Source organism: Amycolatopsis azurea DSM 43854 (genome assembly GCF_001995215.1).
GTDB lineage: Bacteria > Actinomycetota > Actinomycetes > Mycobacteriales > Pseudonocardiaceae > Amycolatopsis > Amycolatopsis azurea.
Map to the genome: position 1 here is coordinate 47,429 of NZ_MUXN01000019.1, position 16,690 is coordinate 64,118.

The window sequence follows — 16,690 nt, forward strand, 5'->3', positions numbered from 1 at the left end:
GCGGGAGGGGTGGTGAGAGTTGGTACGCGATGACCACGACGAGCCGGGCACCGATCTGTTCACCGACGAACTCCTCCCGGACCCGGACGACGCCCGGGAGAACGACGAAGGCCTGGTGGACGAGCTCTTCCAGGCCGACAGGGTGGTACATCCGCCCCCGACACCCGCGTCGAGGTTCCGCAAGGGACTCGGCAAGGCCCTCATGGCCGCCGGTGTCCTCATGGGCCTGTTCGTGCTCGCGTACGCGGTCGATCTGATCGTCAGCGCCGGGGACGTCCCGCGCGGCGTCACCGTCGCGGGGATCGACGTCGGCGGTCTCACGCACAAGGCGGCCGAGTCGAAGCTTCGCCGTGAGCTGGAGCCGAAGCTGATCGAGCCGGTGCGGGTCAAGGCGGGAGACGTCCACACGGTCCTGTACCCGACGTCGTCCGGCCTCGGCCTGGACTGGCCGCAGACGCTGGGCCGCGCCGGGCACCAGCCGCTGAGCCCGTACACGCGGCTGATGTCGTTCTTCACCAGCCGCGAGGTCGGCGTCGTCACCTGGACGGACGCGCCGAAGCTCGAAAAGGCCGTGTCCGACCTCGCCGCCGCGCAGCTGAACCGTCCGCCGATCGAAGGGAACATCACCTTCCGGCCTGTCGCGGGCGGCGACGGCGCGGTCGCCGCGGCCGCGGTCGAACCGCGGTCCGGCCAGACCCTCGCCGACGTCAAGGCCGCCGTCACCACGGTCACCGACGGCTGGCTGAGCGACGGCGGTGTCGAGCTGAAGATGAACGTCGCGCCGGTCAAGGCGAACTCGCCGGGCGTGCACGCGGCGCTCGACAAGATCGTCACCCCGGCGGTCGCGAAGCCGCTCCTGATCCGCGGCGAAGGCAAGGACGCGACGCTGAAACCGGACGTGATCGCGGGTTCCTTCCAGTTCGCCGCACGCGACGACGGCAACCTCGAAGTCCGCATCGACCAGGGCAAACTCCGGGCGGCGGCGCAGCCGCAGCTCAAGGAGACCGAGACCGACGGCGCGGACGCGCAGATCGTCTTCGTCGGCGACAGGCCGGCGGTGCAGCCGTCGAAGGACGCGAGGAAGGTCAACTGGGACCTCACGTTCTCCGCGCTCACGACGACGCTCGCCAAGAGCGAGGACCGTGAGCTGAAGGCGGTCTACGACGCCAGCAGTCCGGCCGTCAGCACCGAAGCGGCGAACGTCCTCGGCATCAACGAGGTCATCGGCGAGTTCACCACCTCCGGCCTGAGTGGGCCGTCGATGACGAACACGCAGGCGCTGGCCACCCGCGTCTCCGGCGCCATCGTGAAGCCGAACGAGACGTTCAGCCTCGGCGCGCGGTCCGGGCCGAGGACGGTGGACGCGGGCTACGTCCCCGCGCCGTCGAACGAGGACGGCACCGGGCCGGTCGTGGTCGGCGGCGGTGTCTCGCAGCTCGCGACGACGCTCTACAACGCCGCGTACCTGGCCGGGTTGGCCGACGGCGGGCATCTGGAGCACGACCACTACCTGGACCGCTACCCGGTCGCGCGCGACGTGAAGGCGATCAACGACGACGGTTCGCCGGTCGAGATGCAGATCGTCAACGACGCCCCGACCGGCATCGCGATCCAGGTGATCCCCGCCAACGGCTCGGTGACCGTGCGGATCTGGGGCACGAAACGCTTTTCGGTCCAGAGCGTCGGCGGGGATCGGCATTCCTACGTCGCGCAGCCGGTGCGGGTCGGTTCGGGTCCCGGTTGCGTGCCGGACGCCGGTGCCGCCGGGTTCAGCACCTCGGACACCCGCGTGCTCGTCGACGTCGTCACCGGCACGGAGGTCCGCCGGGAGACGCGGAACGCGACCTATTCGCCGCGCCCGGCGGTCATCTGCGCCTGAGCCTCACCGCAGCACCATGCAGCCGCGGGCCTCGAACTCCGCGAGCCACGGCGGCTCCCGGAAGTCCTTGTTCCACCGCAGATCCAGTTTGTCCAATTTGGACAGCCCGGCGAGGGTCGACGGCAGCGAGACGAGCCGGTTCTCGCGCAGGTCCAGCTGGCGCAGTTCGCTCAGGTCCCCGATCGAGGACGGCAACGACGTCAGCCGGTTCTTCCGCAGATGCAGCTCGCGGAGTGCGGAAAGCGTCCCCAGCGATTCCGGGATTTCGATCAACCCGTTGCCGTACAGGCGAAGTTCGCGCAGTGAGGCCAGTCCGGAAAGGTCTTCCGGCAGCGTGGAGATGCGATTGTCCGTGCACCCCAGGTATTTCAGCCGTCCGAGCGAGCACAACGCGACCGGGAACTCGGTCAGCTCGTTGTCGCTCACGTAGAGGTATTCCGTCAGCCCGGACAGCTCGCCGATTTCGTCCGGCAGCGCCGAAAGCCGGTTGTGTCCCAGGTCGAGCGTGTGCAACCGCCGCAGGGCGCCGATCGAAGGCGAGACGGTGGTCAGCCGGTTGGTGGCCAGGTTCAGCACCCGGAGCCCGGTGAGCGACCACAGGTCGTCGGGAACGGACGTCAGGCGGTTGTCGTAGAGGTCCAGGTATTCGAGCGAAGCCGGAAGGGGGACGCCGGACAGGGTGGTCAGCCCCTGGCCACTGAGTTCGAGTCGAGTGGTCACAGGGGCCGACCGTAGCCACCGCGCCCGGGTCAGGTCGCGGCGCGGTGCCCGCCCTTGACCTTCGCGTAGATCGCGGACGCCGCGATCACGCCGATGACCGCCGCGCCGACCTGGAAGGCGTGCCGGATCCAGTCGATGCCCGCGGTGTCGCGGACCCCGAACACGCCGGCCAGCCAGTTGCCGATGAAGGCGGCGACGATGCCGACGACGATCGTCAGCCACATCGGGATCTTCTGATCACCGGACGCGAGCATCCGGCCGATGACGCCGAGGATCAACCCGACCACGATCGTGGTGATGATGCCCCAAAGGCCACCCAACATGGTTCCTCCTTCGCTGGAGAATCGGTTGGAACCAACGGTGACACCGAAACCGGCTCGTCGCGCCTCGATACCCCTTTACGGGTGAACCCGCCGTCTATGCCTCTCGCAACGCGAGAAGCCCCCTCCACGCGGGAGGGGGCTTCTCGTCACGAAGTCGCTTAGAACGCGGCTTCGGGGATGTCCATCAGGCTGTTGTCCGCGGCCTCGACGATCGCGCGGCGCGACGTCAGCTCCGGCAGCACGCTCTTCGCGAAGAACGACGCCACGGCGAGCTTGCCCTCGTAGAACGGGGTGTCCTTCGCCGACGCGCCCGCGTCGAGCTTGCCGATGGCGACCTCGGCGTGCTTGATGAGCTGCCAGCCGATGAGCAGGTCGCCGACCGACATCAGCAGGCGGACCGTGTGCTGGCCGACCTTGTTGATGTTCTGCGGGTCTTCCTGCGACGAGGTCAGGTAGCCGATCAGCGAGCCCAGCATGCCCTGGGTGTCCTCGAGCGCCTGCTTGAGCAGCCCGCGCTCGTTCTTGAGCCGCCCGTTGCCGATCTCCGACTCGATGGTCTTCGTGATCTCCCCGGCGATGTAGGCCAGCGAAGCGCCCTTGTCGCGGACGATCTTGCGGAAGAAGAAGTCCAGCGACTGGATCGCCGTGGTGCCTTCGTACAGCGAGTCGATCTTCGCGTCACGGATGTACTGCTCGATCGGGTAGTCCTGCAGGAAGCCCGACCCGCCGAGGGTCTGGAGCGACTGCACGAGCTGCTCGGTGGCGCGCTCGGAGCCGACGCCCTTGACGATCGGCAGCAGCAGGTCGTTGACGCCGTGCGCGACCTTCTGCGAGGCCTCGTCGCCCTCGCCGGTCCACACCTGGTCCTGGAAGGTCGCGGTGTAGAGGTACACCGCGCGCAGGCCTTCGGCGTACGCCTTCTGCAGCATGAGCGAGCGGCGGACGTCCGGGTGGTGGGTGATGGTGACGCGCGGCGCCGCCTTGTTCAGCATGTTCGGCAGGTCGGAACCCTGGACGCGCTCCTTGGCGTACTCGAGCGCGTTGAGGTAACCGGTAGACAGCGTCGCGATGGCCTTCGTGCCGACCATCATGCGGGCGTACTCGATGACCTGGAACATCTGCGCGATGCCGTCGTGCACCTCGCCGAGCAGCCAGCCCTTGGCGGGGGTGCCGTGCTGGCCGAAGGTCAGCTCGCAGGTGGTGGAGGCCTTGATGCCCATCTTGTGCTCGACGTTGGTGACAAAGGCGCCGTTGCGCTCGCCCAGCTCACCGGTCTCGCCGTCGAAGTGGAACTTCGGCACGAGGAAGAGCGAAAGGCCTTTGGTGCCGGCCTTGGTCTCGATGCCGGGGCCCTCGGGGCGGGCCAGCACCAGGTGCATGATGTTCTCGACCATGTCGTTCTCGGCCGAGGTGATGAACCGCTTCACGCCGTCGATGTGCCAGGAGCCGTCCTCCTGCTTGACGGCCTTGGCGCGGCCGGCGCCGACGTCGGAACCGGCGTCGGGCTCGGTGAGCACCATCGTGGCGCCCCAGCCGCGGTCGATCATGACCTGCGCCCAGCGCTTCTGCTCGTCGGTGCCGTTCTTGTCGACGATGCCGGCGAAGTTCGGGCCCGCCATGTACATGAACAGCGGCGCGTTGGCACCGAGGATCAGCTCGGCCGCGGCCCACTGCACGGTCGGGGGCAGGCCGAAGCCGCCCAGCTCGTTCGGCAGGCCCAGCCGCCACCATTCGCCGTCCATCAGCGCCTGGTAGCTCTTCTTGAACGACTCGGGGATCTTCACCGAGAAGGTCTTCGGGTCGTACACCGGCGGGTTGCGGTCCGCGTCGGCGTACGAGTCGGCGAGGGGACCGGAAGCGAGCTTGTTCAGCTCCGTCAGCACGCCGCGGGCGGTCTCCTCGTCGGATTCCGCCAGGACGCCCTTGCCGAGGCGGTCCTGCACGCCGAGTACCTCGAAGAGGTTGAACTCCAGGTCTCGGACGTTGCTCTTGTAGTGGCCCATTTCGTCACTCCAATGTGTTCGGCTCCCCGGCCGGGCACACGTCCCCTACTCGCCGGTAACTTCAGGATATTACCTGTGGGTAACCGGCGGCAAGTGAATGGCCACTGTTGTGATGTGTAAATCAGCAATACGGGGGGTCTCAGCGTCGTTGAGGAACCCGCGACCGCGATCGATGTCGGCAGGGCGCGGCCGGGTCTTCCAGGTCACGGTAGTGGGCAAGGCGCCCTGCCACCGCGATAGCGGGGCCTTCGGCCGGGGCGGGTTCAGCGAGGTGACGGCGCGATCGACGAGGCCGAAGGCGTCTCGGCCGGGCTGTGCGCGTCGTCGGGATTCGTGACCAGGATGCCGGAGCGGAACGCGATGGTCACCGCGTGTGTGCGATCGCGCGCCGAAAGCTTGCGCAAGATGCTCTTGACGTGGGTCCGCACGGTTTCCACCGACAGGAACAGGATCTTGGCGATCCCGGAGTTCTCCAGCCCTTCGGCGACCAGCTGCAGGACCTGGTACTCGCGCCGGGACAGCGGCATCAGGCCGCGCGCGATCGCGGGCTTGGGGGCGTCGCCCGGCTTCGGGAGCACGGGCTGGCGCTTCGGTCGCGCCGTCAGCGCCGCCAGCGTCGGGTCGATGTAGCGGCGGTCACTGTGCGCGCGCCGGATCGCCTCGGCCAGATGCCGCCCGTCGGTCGCCCGCGGCACGATCGCGTGCACGCCGGCCGCGATCGCCGCGGCCAGGTACTGCTGGGTGCGGTTGGTGTCCCGGATCATCGTGATGATGACCAGCGCCGGGTCGCCGCCGCTGAGCAGCCGCGACAGGTGGCAGTTCGGGTCGAGCGCCGAATCCAGCACGATGACGTCCGGTTTGAGCTGTTCGCACAGCTGGAGCGCGGCGTGATGGCTCGCCGCGTGCCCGAGCCATTGCAGCCCGGGGGTGCGATGGACCAGTGAGCTCAGGCCCTCGCAGAAGATCGGGATCGGATCGACCGCGGCCACTCCGAGGCCGCGGCCGCCTGGTGACAGTCCGCCTGGCCTGCCGGCCTGGGTTCGGTTCGGCTCGATGCCTCGCATCACGGACCCCTCCGTTTTCCTGCCCGTCATCTCCGGACGAGAGGACTTGAAGTCCATTCGGTGACCACGGCCCCCCGGCGTGGTCACCCTCGTCAACCGGTCCCCCCTGCGGGACCGGACAGAGATGACACCTCGTAACTATTACGAGTCAGTAGGTCGGCGGGCGTGACGCGATATCCCCCTCATAGATGTATCGCATCGTCGCAGCAAACTCTGCGTATCGACTGGTTGTGGATCACTGGCTCTATTGAGCGCGCCAACGGACGTTCTTGGCGCGTTCGCTACTCAGAGTGGGCTTCGGCTCTGAATCGGCCGAACTCGTCCCCGAGCGCCGCGGGCGTCCAATGCGCGTTCAGCCCGCTCGGATTCGGCAGGACCCAGACGCGCGCACCGCCGATCTCGCCGTCCTGCGGGCCGATCTTCGCCTTCGCCCTGCCGAACGCGGTCCGGAAGGCCGTGATCCCGACGACGGCGAGCCAGCGCGGCCGGTACTCGGCGACCCTCGCCGTGAGGAGCCGTCCGCCTTCGCGGAACTCGTCCGGCGACAGCTCGTCGGCCCGCGCCGTCGTCCGCGCGACGACGTTGGTGATGCCGAGGCCGAGTCCGGGCAGCTCGTCCTGCTCGCTCGGGTCGAACAGGCGCGGGGTGAAGCCGCCGCGATACAGCGCGGGCCAGAACCGGTTCCCCGGCCTGGCGAAGTGCAGGCCGAGGGCGCCGGAGTAGAGACCGGGGTTGATCCCGCAGAACAGCACGTCCAGATCCGGCGCGATGACGTCGGGGATGGTCTTGCCGTACGCGGCGGCCAGCTCGTCCTTGGTCGGTTTGGTCCTCACCGGACCAGTCTCCGGCACGCTGGCGGGCGTTCCCCGCATTTAGTCCTCTGGATGCGGTAGTTCGCACTGCCGACTGCCGCATCCAGAGGACTGAATGCGCCGCCCCCGCGTGACCTGCGACACCCACTTTCGTCGCAAGGGGTGGCCAAGTCACCACGACCTGCGTACTGTTTGTGATCTCGCACACAAGGTCGTATCGAGGAGGCGTTTTGCAGCTCTCGCTCATCCTCGGCCTGGTCGCGCTGATCTTCGTCGTGGCCACCGTGCTGGTGATCGCGGAAGACCGGCGGGCCGCGCGGCGCGCGGCCCAGCGGCGGCAGGCGAGGCTAGCGGACCTGGGCGAGGTCGACCCGCTCGCGGCCGAAAGGCTGAAGCTCGACCGTTGAAGGAACGGGCTTCCGGACGAGGCTGAGCAGCAGGGCGCCGGCGATCCAGCCGAGCATCGCGCCGCCGGTGTTGTTGAGCAGGTCGTCGACGTCGAAGATCCGGTAGACGTAGGGCGCGGTGCCGAAGTTCGCGGTCAGCTGCGTGATCTCGATCAGCAGCGAAGCGGCGAGGCCGATCAGCGTCGTGCCGATGAGGCCGCGCTTCCACAGCGTCCTGGCGAAGAAGCCGAGCGGGACGAAAAGCAGCACGTTCATGGTGGCCTGCTGGAAGGTCTGGGTGGTGAACCAGTCGGCCATCGGCAGCCCGTGCTTGAGCAGTTCGGTGTGGATGTCGGTGATCCACTGGAACGGATGCAGCTGCACGGTCTGGCTCAGCCGCTTGGTGCCGGGGCCGGGCAGCGGCAGGAAGGTCACCGCCAGGGTCATGGTGGCGTAGAGCAGCACGGCGGCCGTGGTCAGGACGGGACGGAGACGCACCCGGCCGTGCCGCGCGTGCAGGACGATCAGCTGCGGGATCAGCACCGTCGCCCAAAGCGCGAAGAAGCCGACCAAGCCGTACTGCAGGGCGGTGACCTGTGCGTTCGTCATGACAGGAACGTTATGGATCATGGGGGTCCCGCCACTTCGGTCGAAGGGCCGCCGCGGCCGGGGCCGGATCGGCCAAGTGGCTGACCCCGATCTTGGCCGATCGGCGTTATTCACTCCCGATCCGCCGCCTGCCGTGGGATTCTGCCCGGATGCTGCTCGTTCGACGGCTGACTCCCGAAGACCTCGACGTCTTCCGCGACGTCCGCCTGCGCGCCCTGACGGACACTCCCGAGAACTACGGCTCGATCGCCGCGGCGGAACGGACCCAGTCCGATGAGGAATGGCTCGCGAAGCTGGCCGGAGACGCCTGGTTCGCCGCCTTCGACGACGGCCGCGCGGTGGGCCTGGTCGCCGGCCGGGCCCGGGACGGCGACTGGATCCTCTACTCGATGTGGGTCTCGGCCGAAGCCCGCGGCCAGGGGCTGGGCACGAAGCTGATGGGCGAGGTGCGGTCGGCCGCCGAGGCCGACGGCGCGGGTGAGCTGTGGCTGCACGTCGCGGAGGACAACGACCGGGCGCGGCGGCTGTACCTGAAGCTCGGGTTCATCGCGACGGGTGAACTGGAGCCGATGCCTAACGACGTCACCCGGCGGCGTGAGCGTCTTTACTTACCTGTTACCGCCGGTAGCAGTAAATAGCTTAGCCTCGCGGGATGGACAACGTCGTCTTCGACCGCGCGGGCCACGGCGAACCGCTGGTGCTGATCCACGGGGTCGGCCACCGCCGCCAAGCCTGGTCGCCCGTGCTTTCGCTGCTCACCCCGCATCGGGACGTCCTCACCGTCGACCTGCCCGGTTTCGGCGAATCGGCGCCGCACTCCGGCGGCTACGGCGTCGAAGCCGCGGTCGACATGTTCGGGAAGTTCTTCCGCGAACACGGCCTCGGCAAGCCGCACGTCGCGGGCAACTCGCTCGGCGGCCTGCTCTCGCTCGCGCTCGGGGAAGCGGGTCTCGTCCGCAGCGTGACGGCGTTGTCCCCGGCCGGGCTGTGGACGCCGCGCCAGCAGCGGTACGCGCTGAGCATGCTGCGCACCCACCGTCTGCTCGCCGAGCGGATCCCCGAACGCACCGCGCGGCGCCTCGCCGCGACACCGGCGGGCCGGTCGGTGCTGACCGGGATGATCGTCGGCCGTCCGGACCGGCTCACCACGCAGGTCGTCATGGAGGACATCCGCGCGCTCGCCGGCTGCCCGGGGTTCCGGCCGACGCTGGAGCAGGCCCGCGGCGGTTTCCGGTTCGACGGTGTCGTGCGGGACGTCCCGGTGACCATCGCGTGGGCGGAACGTGACCGCATCCTCGCCCGCCCGAAGGCCGCCGAGCTGCGGCGGATCGCGCCCGAGGCGGAGCTGCTGGTGCTACGCGGCTGCGGGCACGTGCCGATGAACGACGAGCCCCAGATGGTCGCGAGGGTGCTGCTGGAGGGCAGCTCACGCGCCATGTGACGTTTGCCTATCGTCCTGCTTTTTCCTCTGGTGAAGGTCAATTCCGCCAGGCAGACTCCTCCGCCGTGCGCCCGATGGGGACGTTCGAGCGCGAATCGGAGGAAGAATGAAGCTCTCTACCCGGCTGTCCGTCGCGGTCGGTGCCGCGCTGATCGCGCTGGGTGCCGTGGCCGCGCCCGCGTCCGCCGCGCCGGCCACCACCGACGTCCGGCTGATCACGTTCAACGACCTGCACGGCAACCTCGAACCGCCGTCCGGTTCGAGCGGCCGTGTCACGCTGCCCAATGGCACCACCGTCAACGCCGGTGGTGCCGTATACCTCGCGGCGCACCTGAAGCGGCTTCGCGGCGAGGTACGCAACTCGGTCGTGCTTTCGGCCGGTGACAGCATTGGCGCGTCGCCGGTGATCTCGGCGTTGTTCCACGATGAACCGACCGTCGAACTGCTGAACCAGCTCGGCGTCCAGGCTTCCGTGGTGGGCAACCACGAATTCGACGAGGGCCTCAAGGAGCTCCGCCGGATCCAGAACGGCGGCTGCCATCCGACCGACGGTTGCCAGTTCCGGAAGTCCTTCAAGGGCGCGAACTTCCCGTTCCTCGGGTCCAACGTGTACTACGAGAACGGCTTCCCGGCGTTGCTGCCGTTCAGCATCGAGTTCTCCGGCGGCGTCCCGATCGGCATCATCGGCGCGACGCTGAAGGACCTGCCGCAGGTCGTCACCCCGGAGGCGATCAAGGGCCTGAAGTTCGGCGAAGAGGTCCAGGCCATCGACCGCACCGCCAAGCTGCTCGACCTCTTCGGTGTCAAGGCGCAGGTCGTGCTGCTGCACCAGGGAGACAACTCCGAGACCGCCGGTCCGGACGAGTGCAAGGTCAAGCCGGGCGCCGCGACGGCCATCGCGCAGCAGGTGACGTCCAAAGTGGACGCGATCTTCACCGGGCACAGCCACCAGCAGTACAACTGCGTGATCAACGACCCCGAAGGCCGGCCGCGCCCGGTGATCCAGGGCGCGTCGTTCGGCCGTCTGCTGTCGGTCGTCGACCTGAAGATCGACAGCCGGACCCGCGACGTCGTCCGTGGCGAGACCAAGGCACACAACCAGATCGTCACCCGCGACGTCACGCCGGACGCCGACGTGCAGAAGCTGATCGACGAGGCCAAGGCCAAGGCCGCGCCGATCGCGAACAAGGCCGTCGGCACCATCACCGCGGACCTGGTCGCCAAGGGCGCGCCCTCCGGCGAGTCCCCGCTCGGCGACGTCATCGCGGACGCCCAGCTCGAGGCCACGAAGTCGAACGGCGCGCAGATCGCCATGACGAACCCGGGCGGCATCCGCACGGACTTCACCTACGCGTCCTCGCCCGCCGGTGAAGGGGACGGCGTCGTGACCTACGGCGAGGCGTTCGCCGTGCAGCCGTTCGCGAACATCATGCAGACGATCACGCTCACCGGGGCGAACCTGAAGAACGTGCTCGAACAGCAGTGGCAGGCCAACGGGATCGTGCGGACCCTCCAGATCTCGAAGTCGCTGAAGTACTCGTACTCGGCGTCGGCGGTCCAGGGTTCGCGCATCTCGAACCTGACGCTCGACGGCGCGCCGATCGATCCGGCGGCGTCGTACCGCGTGTCGGTGAACAACTTCCTCGCCGCCGGCGGGGACGGCTTCACCGAGTTCACGAAGGGGACCGATCTGGCGGGTGGTCCGGTGGACCTGGACGCGCTGATCGCGTACTTCGGGGCGCACCCGGGCATCGCGCCGCCTGCCGCGGACCGGATCACCGTCCTGCCGTAGCTCCCGCGAGTGCCGTGAACGGCCCGTTCCCCGCTGATTTCGCGAGGAACGGGCCGTTCATCGCGTCTTCCGGGGGTGGTTTTGTCAGTGACCCAGGGCACAATGTCCGCCATGACGACCTGGGAAGAAGTCGTGGACCTGGCGGGCAGGCTGCCGGAGGTCGAGGAGTCCACTTCGTACCGCACACCGTCGCTCAAGGTCGCGGGCAAGAACTTCGCCCGGCTGCGCACCGAGGCCGAGGGCGGGCTGATGCTGCTGTGCGAGCACGCGGAGAAGGAGGCCCTGCTGGCCTCCGGCGACCCCGCGTACTTCACCACCCCGCATTACGACGGCTACGGCGCGATCCTCGTCGACCTGGAAAAGGTCGACAAGGCGCAGTTGCGTGAACTCATCGAGGAAGCCTGGCGGATGAAGGCACCCGCCAGGCTCACCAAAGGCCTGGCCGACTAAAGGAGTTCCCCTTCGAGCATGCTCATCAGGTATTCGTCGTGCCACTCGCCGTTCTGGCCGCGGAACGACTGCCGGTGCCTGCCGTCGATCTGGAAGCCGATCTTCTTGTAGACGTGGATCGCGGCCTCGTTGTCGACCACGACCCACAACGCGATCATGTGCAGCCGCATCATGTCGAAGCCGTAGCGGCAGAGCGTGCGCATGGCGTCGGTGCCGTAGCCGCCACCCCAATGGTCCTTCTCGCCGAGATAGATGTCGAGCTCGGCGCGGCCCTGCTCAGGGGTGGCGTCGCGCAGGGTGCAGGTGCCGATCAGCGTCCCGACGGCGAGGCTCTCGATCGCGAAGTTCGCGCTTTCGTAGCTGTTGGGCTTCCGCTTGGCGTAGCGCTCGCGGATCTGGGCGAGGGATTCAGGATGGTCCGCCATCATCCAGCGCATGACCTCCGGGTCGTTGTGCCAGCGCCACAGCGTGTCCGCGTCCTCGGGTTCCAGCGGCCGTAAGCGAATGAGTTCACCGGTCAGCATCGTCCCATCCCAAGATCGGTATCGGACTTTCCAGACTATTGGGCGACACCCCGGAGCAGCCACCGCTTTACGGGCACTTCCAGCAGCACCCTGGCGCCGAACGGCTCGATCTCCTCGCCTGCCGCCCAGCCGTCGTACTTCGCCGCCAGCGCGGCGAGCACGTCTTCGCGCAGGGCCCCGCGATGGACGCGCGCCAGGCCTTCGGCGACAGCGGGCGCGTCGCCGTCTTCCAGCGCGAGGCTGACGCGCGGATCGCCGCCGACGTTGCGCACCTTGACGTTCCGGTCCCCGCTGCCGATCCAGAAGACGTCGCCGAGGTACACGAACCACACCGGCGTGACGTGCGGCGATCCGTCCGCGCGGAGCGTGCACAACCAGACATTGCGCTCCCGCGCGAGCCGTTCGATAAGCGATTGATCACGTTTCACCTGGTCAGCCTGCCTGAAAGCTAGGGTGCCGGGCGTATGAAGGTCCACCAGTACTGCTACTTCGCCTTGAAGAGCGAAACCGTGTCCGCCGGGGAGATCACCGCGCGGCTCGGCATGGCGCCCGACGAGGCCCAGGTACTGGGGTCGAGGTCCGCCGAACACCGGCTGCCGCGGATGCACGCCTGGAAGGTGACGCATCGCGGTTCCGGGCCGGTCGACGACCAGATCGAGGGCCTGATCGGCAGACTCGCCCCGGTCCGTCCGGGGATCCGGAAGCTGGTGGACGAAGGCGTGAGCGCGGTGCTGCAGGTGGTGCGCTACTTCCACCACCGCGACGGCGGCGAGGAATTCGGCTGGCATCTGTCGCCGGCCGTGATCGCGTTCCTCACCGAAGCCGCCGCCGCGCTGGACGTCGACGAGTACGACCTCAGCGAATAGCCTTCCGCCGGTCCGGTGCGCGGCGGTCACGCCGGAGATGGTGGGATGGTGCCCCACAGCCGGACAACCCCGTTGGGAGCCCAGCATGTCGAGCGAGAACTGGCCGCTGCGTCAGGATCCGGAATCGCCGGTCATCATCTCGCGGTCACTCGTGGAGGACCCGTCGAATCTCGCGTTCGTCGTGCTCGACGACGACGGTGACTGGTTCATCAGCGACGGCAACGAGTTCTCCGAGGACATGGAACTCAACCGCGACGCTTTCGGCGCGCTGCCGTTGCGGGACGCGGTGGAACTCATCCCCGAACTCACCGCGCTCGCCGGTCTCCCCACCGGCATGGCCGCCGACTGGGACCCCGAGCGGCGCTCGTGGCTGCTGAGCTCGGTCGCCGACTCGGATGACGACGAAGAGGACCTCCTGGTGCGTGCCGCCCGCCTCGCCGCGTGGACGCATCCGGGTTCGCCGCTGGAAGAAGTCCAGGTGAGCACCGAACTCGCCGAGATCTCCACCGACCCCGCCGCCCCGGCCCGCGCCGTGCGCCAGGTCGTCCGCGAGGCCGACGGCAGCTGGCTGCTCGTCGGTTTCCAGGTGCCGGAGAACGAGGACTTCGAGGTCGAAGCGCTCGAAATGGAGCACGCCGTCACGCTGTACCCGGACGTCGCGCTGGTGCTGAGCGCCGCGCCCGGCCAGGTGTACGACCGGCCGAGCGCCGACGACCCTTGGGAACTCGTCGAAGGCTGACCCGGGCTCAGCCGAAGTCGCAGTACATGACGTGCAACCCGATGCGCCCCAGCGTCGGGTGCTCGAACGCGCCCGGCACCGTCCCGACGATCTCGAACCCGAGCCGTTCGTAGACCCGGAGCCCGGCGGCGTTCGACTCGACGACCGCGTTGAACTGCATGCCCGCGAAACCCTTCGCCCTGGCCCAATCCAGCACATGCGCGCACAGCGCCCCGCCGACCCCCTTGCCGCGGACTTCCTTGTCCACCATGAAACTGGCCGTCGACACATGCGATCCGGGCCCGCCGCGGTTCGGGCCCATCTTGGCCGTGCCGAGCACGCGGCCGTCCTCGACCGCGACCACCGTCCGGCTCGGCGGCTTCTCGACCCAGGTTCCGCGGGCGGCCTCTTCGGTGAGGTCCGGCTCGTAGGTGTACGTGTCCGCCGCCCGCACGACTTCGCGCACGATCGGCCAGACCTGCGCCCAGTCGCCGTCAGTGATCTCCCGGATCTCCATATCCGGCACCGTAACAACGCCGGGAAATCAATAACCGGCTTGGCGGTTCCGGCGCCACTGCCAGGCGAAGCCGGAAACCAGCGCCAGTCCGGCCGCGGTCAAGGCCGCGCCGATCCAGATCTTCGTCGCGCCGGACTCCGGCTCGACGCGTGTTCCCGGCGGCAGGCCGGCCGCGATCCCGTCGATCTTGGCCTGGACCGAACGATGGTCGAAGACGTCCAGACCGCCGTCCTCCGCCAACGTGGTCAGCCAACGGCGAACGTCGTCGTTCTGCTCACGGGAGAAACCGGGGAATTCGAGCGAAGCCGTCCGGAACCCGCCGGGGCCCATGCATTGCAGCGGCTTGCCGGTGGACACGTCGAGGTATTGACCTTGTGCCCCGCATTCATCACCCGCCTTCGCGAAGATGACCGTGTACGCCCCCGGGCCGCTGCCCGCGTTCAGGCCGATGATGAGGAAGATCGCGCCGACCAGCAGGAGCGGGAGGAGCAGCGATCCCGCCAGCACGGTCAGCAAGGCGACCGCCGTGCTGTCGCTCGCCTTTGCCCGCATCCCCGGACGGTAGCCGCGGCGTGCGGGGACGGGTCCCGAATGTCTCGCCACTGCCACGGCAGAGCTTCACGATGTCCCCAATGCCACATTGGGGACACTGAGCGTCTCGAATGTGGCATTGGGGACATCGGCTCTGGAATGGCCCAGCCGCAAGATCGGCCGGACAAAGCGAAAGCCCCAGGTCCAAAGTGGACATCCACTGACCTGGGGCTTTCACGTGAGAGCGGATGACGGGAATCGAACCCGCGTATTCAGCTTGGGAACCAGGGTGATCATGCTGGAAAGTGGCCCTGACCTGCGGGCGGCGCTTGCTTGGGGTGGCCGCGATTGACCGTGGTTGACTCCTCTGAATGGCCCGTTAATGGCCCAACGCGCCCCTGTCTCCACCTGCGTCTTTGTGCCTGTTTGCTCCGCTTCCCTCGCCCCTGCTGCTTCTAGCGCCGGGTCGGTCGTGTCAAGGCACGCTTTCCCGCCTTGATGCGGGCGGGCCGGTGTTAGACGCTGAGCAGCGAGGGACACCCGGTGACCACTGCTACGCGGTCAGGTGGGTCGGGTGATCTGACGTCGTACTCCATTGGTCTCCGGTGGCGGCGGCGCGCTGTGCGGTGCTGCCTCGTCGGCGGGCTCGCCCGGCGGCGCCTGCCGGAGCGGAGCGGGAGGCCGGCGTCCGCCATGGGGCGAAGCTCGCCGTACGGGCGGTGACGTGCGCGCCGCCGGTGGCGGCGTCTTGATCCCATAGAGCCAAGTTCGGCAGGCGACGAGGATTGGTGGTGAGCCCGGTCATCTGAGTCACTCAATGGCGGTTGAGCCAGTGGGATGGGGAGCGAATGTGGTGTTCTCCGTCCCGTCAGCCGAGTAATCGCCAATGGCTGGGTTGGTTCCAAAGGGGCGTAAGGGCGCATCTGACTGGTGGCTAAAAATCACAATAAAGAGCCATAGTTAGTAAATAATTTACCTTTAGGTGAATGACCAGCTGATACGGGCAACCTATTTGCGGAAGCCCGTCCGGCGACTAGCCTCGTCACGTTCGAATCCGAGGTAGTCGGAGACGGAGGCTAGTCGCCGGACGGGCAGCTGTGCGCCTTGACACGCCGTGGTGTTGCTGAATTGCTGCCCGCGCCCAGGTGTGGCGAGCATGTCGTCCGCCTCCTGGCACGATCGGGTGGAAAGCTGCTGGTCAGCTAGGTTTGGCGTGAAGTTCGGGGTGGAAGTGTCTACGGTTCAGCTCGGCGGCAACATGTCTACCGTGTAACTTCTCATGCAGTGCCAACTGTGAGCTGTAACACGAACGGCTGTGCTGTCGACCCATCCAGTGTTGTATCTTGGACTGGTTGCTCCCCGCCGTCCTCCGGGACTGGCGGGGCTTTTTTGTCTTAGGAGACGCGATGCGGGCTCCGCAAGTTTGCGTAGTGATCGACTATCAGAACATCCATCTGACTGCCCATGATCTCTTTGCACCCAACGGTTCGCCAGCCGAAAACTGCTTGATTGATCCACTACTCTTCGCAAGACAGGTCCTTCTCGTCCGAGCTGGAAATCAACGTGACGAGCGTCAGAAGCAGGCGGAACTGGCCGCCGTTCGCGTGTTCCGAGGGCAACCGAGCAACCATCGGCAGTCATTCATCTATGGCATCTCCCAGCGCCAGCGGTCCGAGTGGACACGAAGCTCGCTTGTTGAGGTGACCTATCGCTCGCTGAAGTACCCGCCCTCCTGGCCAAGCAAGCCAGCGCAGGAAAAGGGCATCGACGTGCTCGTCGCGCTAAACGTGGTGAAGGCGGCCTCAGACGATGCCTACGACGTAGTGATCCTGGCCTCGCATGACACGGACCTTGAGCCTGCCCTCGAGATGTCCGTAGCGGATGGCAAAGCCAAGATAGAGACTGCGGGTTGGCAAGGCTCGCGTGTACTTCGGGTAACTGGTGGTCGTCGACTATGGCATACGTCGCTGTCAGGAGCTGACATGGTGAAGACGAGAGATCGCCGTAACTACCTTCCGCCCGGGCCCCGATAGCAGTCGTTGTCAGCCGGGCGGT

19 protein-coding genes are annotated in these 16,690 nt (G+C 67.5%); 9 read left to right on the forward strand and 10 right to left on the reverse strand.

Translation table 11 applies throughout. The annotated features are described in order from the left end of the window. The first annotated feature begins 19 nt into the window (after positions 1 to 19). The gene (locus B0293_RS25045) at positions 20 to 1,879 is read left to right on the forward strand and encodes a VanW family protein (protein ID WP_077241380.1); all 1,860 of its coding nucleotides are present in this window, start codon (positions 20 to 22) and stop codon (positions 1,877 to 1,879) included. Positions 1,880 to 1,882: 3 nt separating this feature from the next. Here the strand turns inward: B0293_RS25045 and B0293_RS25050 are convergent, their stop codons facing one another. The 5 genes from B0293_RS25050 to mug form a co-directional block, all read right to left on the reverse strand. Further along, the gene (locus B0293_RS25050) at positions 1,883 to 2,599 is read right to left on the reverse strand and encodes a leucine-rich repeat domain-containing protein (protein WP_005165027.1); all 717 of its coding nucleotides are present in this window, start codon (positions 2,597 to 2,599) and stop codon (positions 1,883 to 1,885) included. Positions 2,600 to 2,628: 29 nt separating this feature from the next. After that, a complete protein-coding gene (locus B0293_RS25055; protein WP_005165029.1) occupies positions 2,629 to 2,922 on the reverse strand; it encodes a GlsB/YeaQ/YmgE family stress response membrane protein in 294 nt (97 codons plus the stop codon). A gap of 158 nt (positions 2,923 to 3,080) precedes the next feature. Beyond that, positions 3,081 to 4,925, reverse strand: a complete 1,845-nt coding sequence (locus B0293_RS25060; RefSeq protein WP_005165030.1) for an acyl-CoA dehydrogenase — start codon at positions 4,923 to 4,925, stop codon at positions 3,081 to 3,083. Positions 4,926 to 5,188: 263 nt separating this feature from the next. Further along, the gene (locus tag B0293_RS25065) at positions 5,189 to 5,989 is read right to left on the reverse strand and encodes a response regulator transcription factor (protein ID WP_005165033.1); all 801 of its coding nucleotides are present in this window, start codon (positions 5,987 to 5,989) and stop codon (positions 5,189 to 5,191) included. Positions 5,990 to 6,270: 281 nt separating this feature from the next. After that, positions 6,271 to 6,822, reverse strand: a complete 552-nt coding sequence (gene mug / locus B0293_RS25070) for a G/U mismatch-specific DNA glycosylase (protein WP_005165036.1) — start codon at positions 6,820 to 6,822, stop codon at positions 6,271 to 6,273. Positions 6,823 to 7,031: 209 nt separating this feature from the next. On the opposite strand from mug, the gene B0293_RS43765 reads away from it, so the two are divergent. Then, positions 7,032 to 7,208 carry a hypothetical protein gene (locus tag B0293_RS43765; RefSeq protein WP_167334568.1) on the forward strand — a complete coding sequence of 59 codons (177 nt, stop codon included), beginning with the start codon at positions 7,032 to 7,034 and terminating at the stop codon, positions 7,206 to 7,208. Here the strand turns inward: B0293_RS43765 and B0293_RS25075 are convergent. Continuing rightward, positions 7,149 to 7,796: a VanZ family protein gene (locus tag B0293_RS25075; RefSeq protein WP_005165038.1), complete on the reverse strand. Its 648-nt coding sequence runs from the start codon at positions 7,794 to 7,796 to the stop codon at positions 7,149 to 7,151. The two genes, B0293_RS43765 and B0293_RS25075, sit on opposite strands and share 60 nt — an antisense overlap. A 149-nt stretch (positions 7,797 to 7,945) precedes the next feature. Here B0293_RS25075 and B0293_RS25080 point away from each other — a divergent pair, with 149 nt between their 5' ends. The 4 genes from B0293_RS25080 (at position 7,946) to B0293_RS25095 (ending at position 11,479) form a co-directional block, all read left to right on the forward strand. After that, complete coding sequence (locus tag B0293_RS25080) at positions 7,946 to 8,434, forward strand: GNAT family N-acetyltransferase (RefSeq protein ID WP_005165040.1); 489 nt, start codon at positions 7,946 to 7,948, stop codon at positions 8,432 to 8,434. Positions 8,435 to 8,448: 14 nt separating this feature from the next. Beyond that, positions 8,449 to 9,237 carry an alpha/beta fold hydrolase gene (locus B0293_RS25085; protein ID WP_005165042.1) on the forward strand — a complete coding sequence of 263 codons (789 nt, stop codon included), beginning with the start codon at positions 8,449 to 8,451 and terminating at the stop codon, positions 9,235 to 9,237. Positions 9,238 to 9,343: 106 nt separating this feature from the next. Then, the gene (locus B0293_RS25090) at positions 9,344 to 11,029 is read left to right on the forward strand and encodes a bifunctional metallophosphatase/5'-nucleotidase (protein WP_005165044.1); all 1,686 of its coding nucleotides are present in this window, start codon (positions 9,344 to 9,346) and stop codon (positions 11,027 to 11,029) included. Positions 11,030 to 11,140: 111 nt separating this feature from the next. Continuing rightward, positions 11,141 to 11,479, forward strand: coding sequence for an MmcQ/YjbR family DNA-binding protein (locus B0293_RS25095; protein WP_039919350.1), 339 nt, complete (start codon positions 11,141 to 11,143; stop codon positions 11,477 to 11,479). On the opposite strand, the gene B0293_RS25100 is transcribed toward B0293_RS25095, so the two are convergent. Further along, positions 11,476 to 12,003 carry a GNAT family N-acetyltransferase gene (locus B0293_RS25100; protein ID WP_005165048.1) on the reverse strand — a complete coding sequence of 176 codons (528 nt, stop codon included), beginning with the start codon at positions 12,001 to 12,003 and terminating at the stop codon, positions 11,476 to 11,478. The genes B0293_RS25095 and B0293_RS25100 overlap by 4 nt on opposite strands. 35 nt (positions 12,004 to 12,038) lie before the next feature. Further along, positions 12,039 to 12,431, reverse strand: a complete 393-nt coding sequence (locus tag B0293_RS25105; protein WP_005165049.1) for a pyridoxamine 5'-phosphate oxidase family protein — start codon at positions 12,429 to 12,431, stop codon at positions 12,039 to 12,041. Positions 12,432 to 12,467: 36 nt separating this feature from the next. On the opposite strand from B0293_RS25105, the gene B0293_RS25110 reads away from it, so the two are divergent. Both B0293_RS25110 and B0293_RS25115 read left to right on the forward strand, forming a co-directional pair. Next, on the forward strand, positions 12,468 to 12,869 hold the full coding sequence (locus B0293_RS25110; RefSeq protein WP_005165051.1) for a DUF4279 domain-containing protein: 402 nt from the start codon (positions 12,468 to 12,470) through the stop codon (positions 12,867 to 12,869). 85 nt (positions 12,870 to 12,954) lie between these two features. After that, positions 12,955 to 13,608, forward strand: coding sequence for a hypothetical protein (locus B0293_RS25115; RefSeq protein WP_005165053.1), 654 nt, complete (start codon positions 12,955 to 12,957; stop codon positions 13,606 to 13,608). 7 nt (positions 13,609 to 13,615) lie between these two features. Here the strand turns inward: B0293_RS25115 and B0293_RS25120 are convergent, their stop codons facing one another. Further along, positions 13,616 to 14,104 carry a GNAT family N-acetyltransferase gene (locus tag B0293_RS25120; RefSeq protein ID WP_005165055.1) on the reverse strand — a complete coding sequence of 163 codons (489 nt, stop codon included), beginning with the start codon at positions 14,102 to 14,104 and terminating at the stop codon, positions 13,616 to 13,618. Positions 14,105 to 14,131: 27 nt separating this feature from the next. Next, positions 14,132 to 14,656 carry a hypothetical protein gene (locus B0293_RS25125; protein ID WP_005165057.1) on the reverse strand — a complete coding sequence of 175 codons (525 nt, stop codon included), beginning with the start codon at positions 14,654 to 14,656 and terminating at the stop codon, positions 14,132 to 14,134. A 1,409-nt stretch (positions 14,657 to 16,065) separates the two neighbouring features. Between B0293_RS25125 and B0293_RS25130 the strand changes: the two genes are divergently transcribed. Then, a complete protein-coding gene (locus B0293_RS25130) occupies positions 16,066 to 16,668 on the forward strand; it encodes an NYN domain-containing protein (RefSeq protein WP_157376438.1) in 603 nt (200 codons plus the stop codon). The last annotated feature ends 22 nt before the right edge of the window (positions 16,669 to 16,690 follow it).

Coding starts and splice junctions, on each gene's coding strand:
- B0293_RS25055 (WP_005165029.1), bottom strand. CDS start 2,922: ATGTTGGGTGGCCTTTGGGGCATCATCACCACGATCGTGGTCGGGTTG.
- B0293_RS25060 (WP_005165030.1), bottom strand. CDS start 4,925: ATGGGCCACTACAAGAGCAACGTCCGAGACCTGGAGTTCAACCTCTTC.
- B0293_RS25065 (WP_005165033.1), bottom strand. CDS start 5,989: ATGCGAGGCATCGAGCCGAACCGAACCCAGGCCGGCAGGCCAGGCGGA.
- B0293_RS25075 (WP_005165038.1), bottom strand. CDS start 7,796: ATGACGAACGCACAGGTCACCGCCCTGCAGTACGGCTTGGTCGGCTTC.
- B0293_RS25080 (WP_005165040.1), top strand. CDS start 7,946: ATGCTGCTCGTTCGACGGCTGACTCCCGAAGACCTCGACGTCTTCCGC.
- B0293_RS25085 (WP_005165042.1), top strand. CDS start 8,449: ATGGACAACGTCGTCTTCGACCGCGCGGGCCACGGCGAACCGCTGGTG.
- B0293_RS25090 (WP_005165044.1), top strand. CDS start 9,344: ATGAAGCTCTCTACCCGGCTGTCCGTCGCGGTCGGTGCCGCGCTGATC.
- B0293_RS25095 (WP_039919350.1), top strand. CDS start 11,141: ATGACGACCTGGGAAGAAGTCGTGGACCTGGCGGGCAGGCTGCCGGAG.
- B0293_RS25100 (WP_005165048.1), bottom strand. CDS start 12,003: ATGCTGACCGGTGAACTCATTCGCTTACGGCCGCTGGAACCCGAGGAC.
- B0293_RS25110 (WP_005165051.1), top strand. CDS start 12,468: ATGAAGGTCCACCAGTACTGCTACTTCGCCTTGAAGAGCGAAACCGTG.
- B0293_RS25115 (WP_005165053.1), top strand. CDS start 12,955: ATGTCGAGCGAGAACTGGCCGCTGCGTCAGGATCCGGAATCGCCGGTC.
- B0293_RS25120 (WP_005165055.1), bottom strand. CDS start 14,104: ATGGAGATCCGGGAGATCACTGACGGCGACTGGGCGCAGGTCTGGCCG.
- B0293_RS25125 (WP_005165057.1), bottom strand. CDS start 14,656: ATGCGGGCAAAGGCGAGCGACAGCACGGCGGTCGCCTTGCTGACCGTG.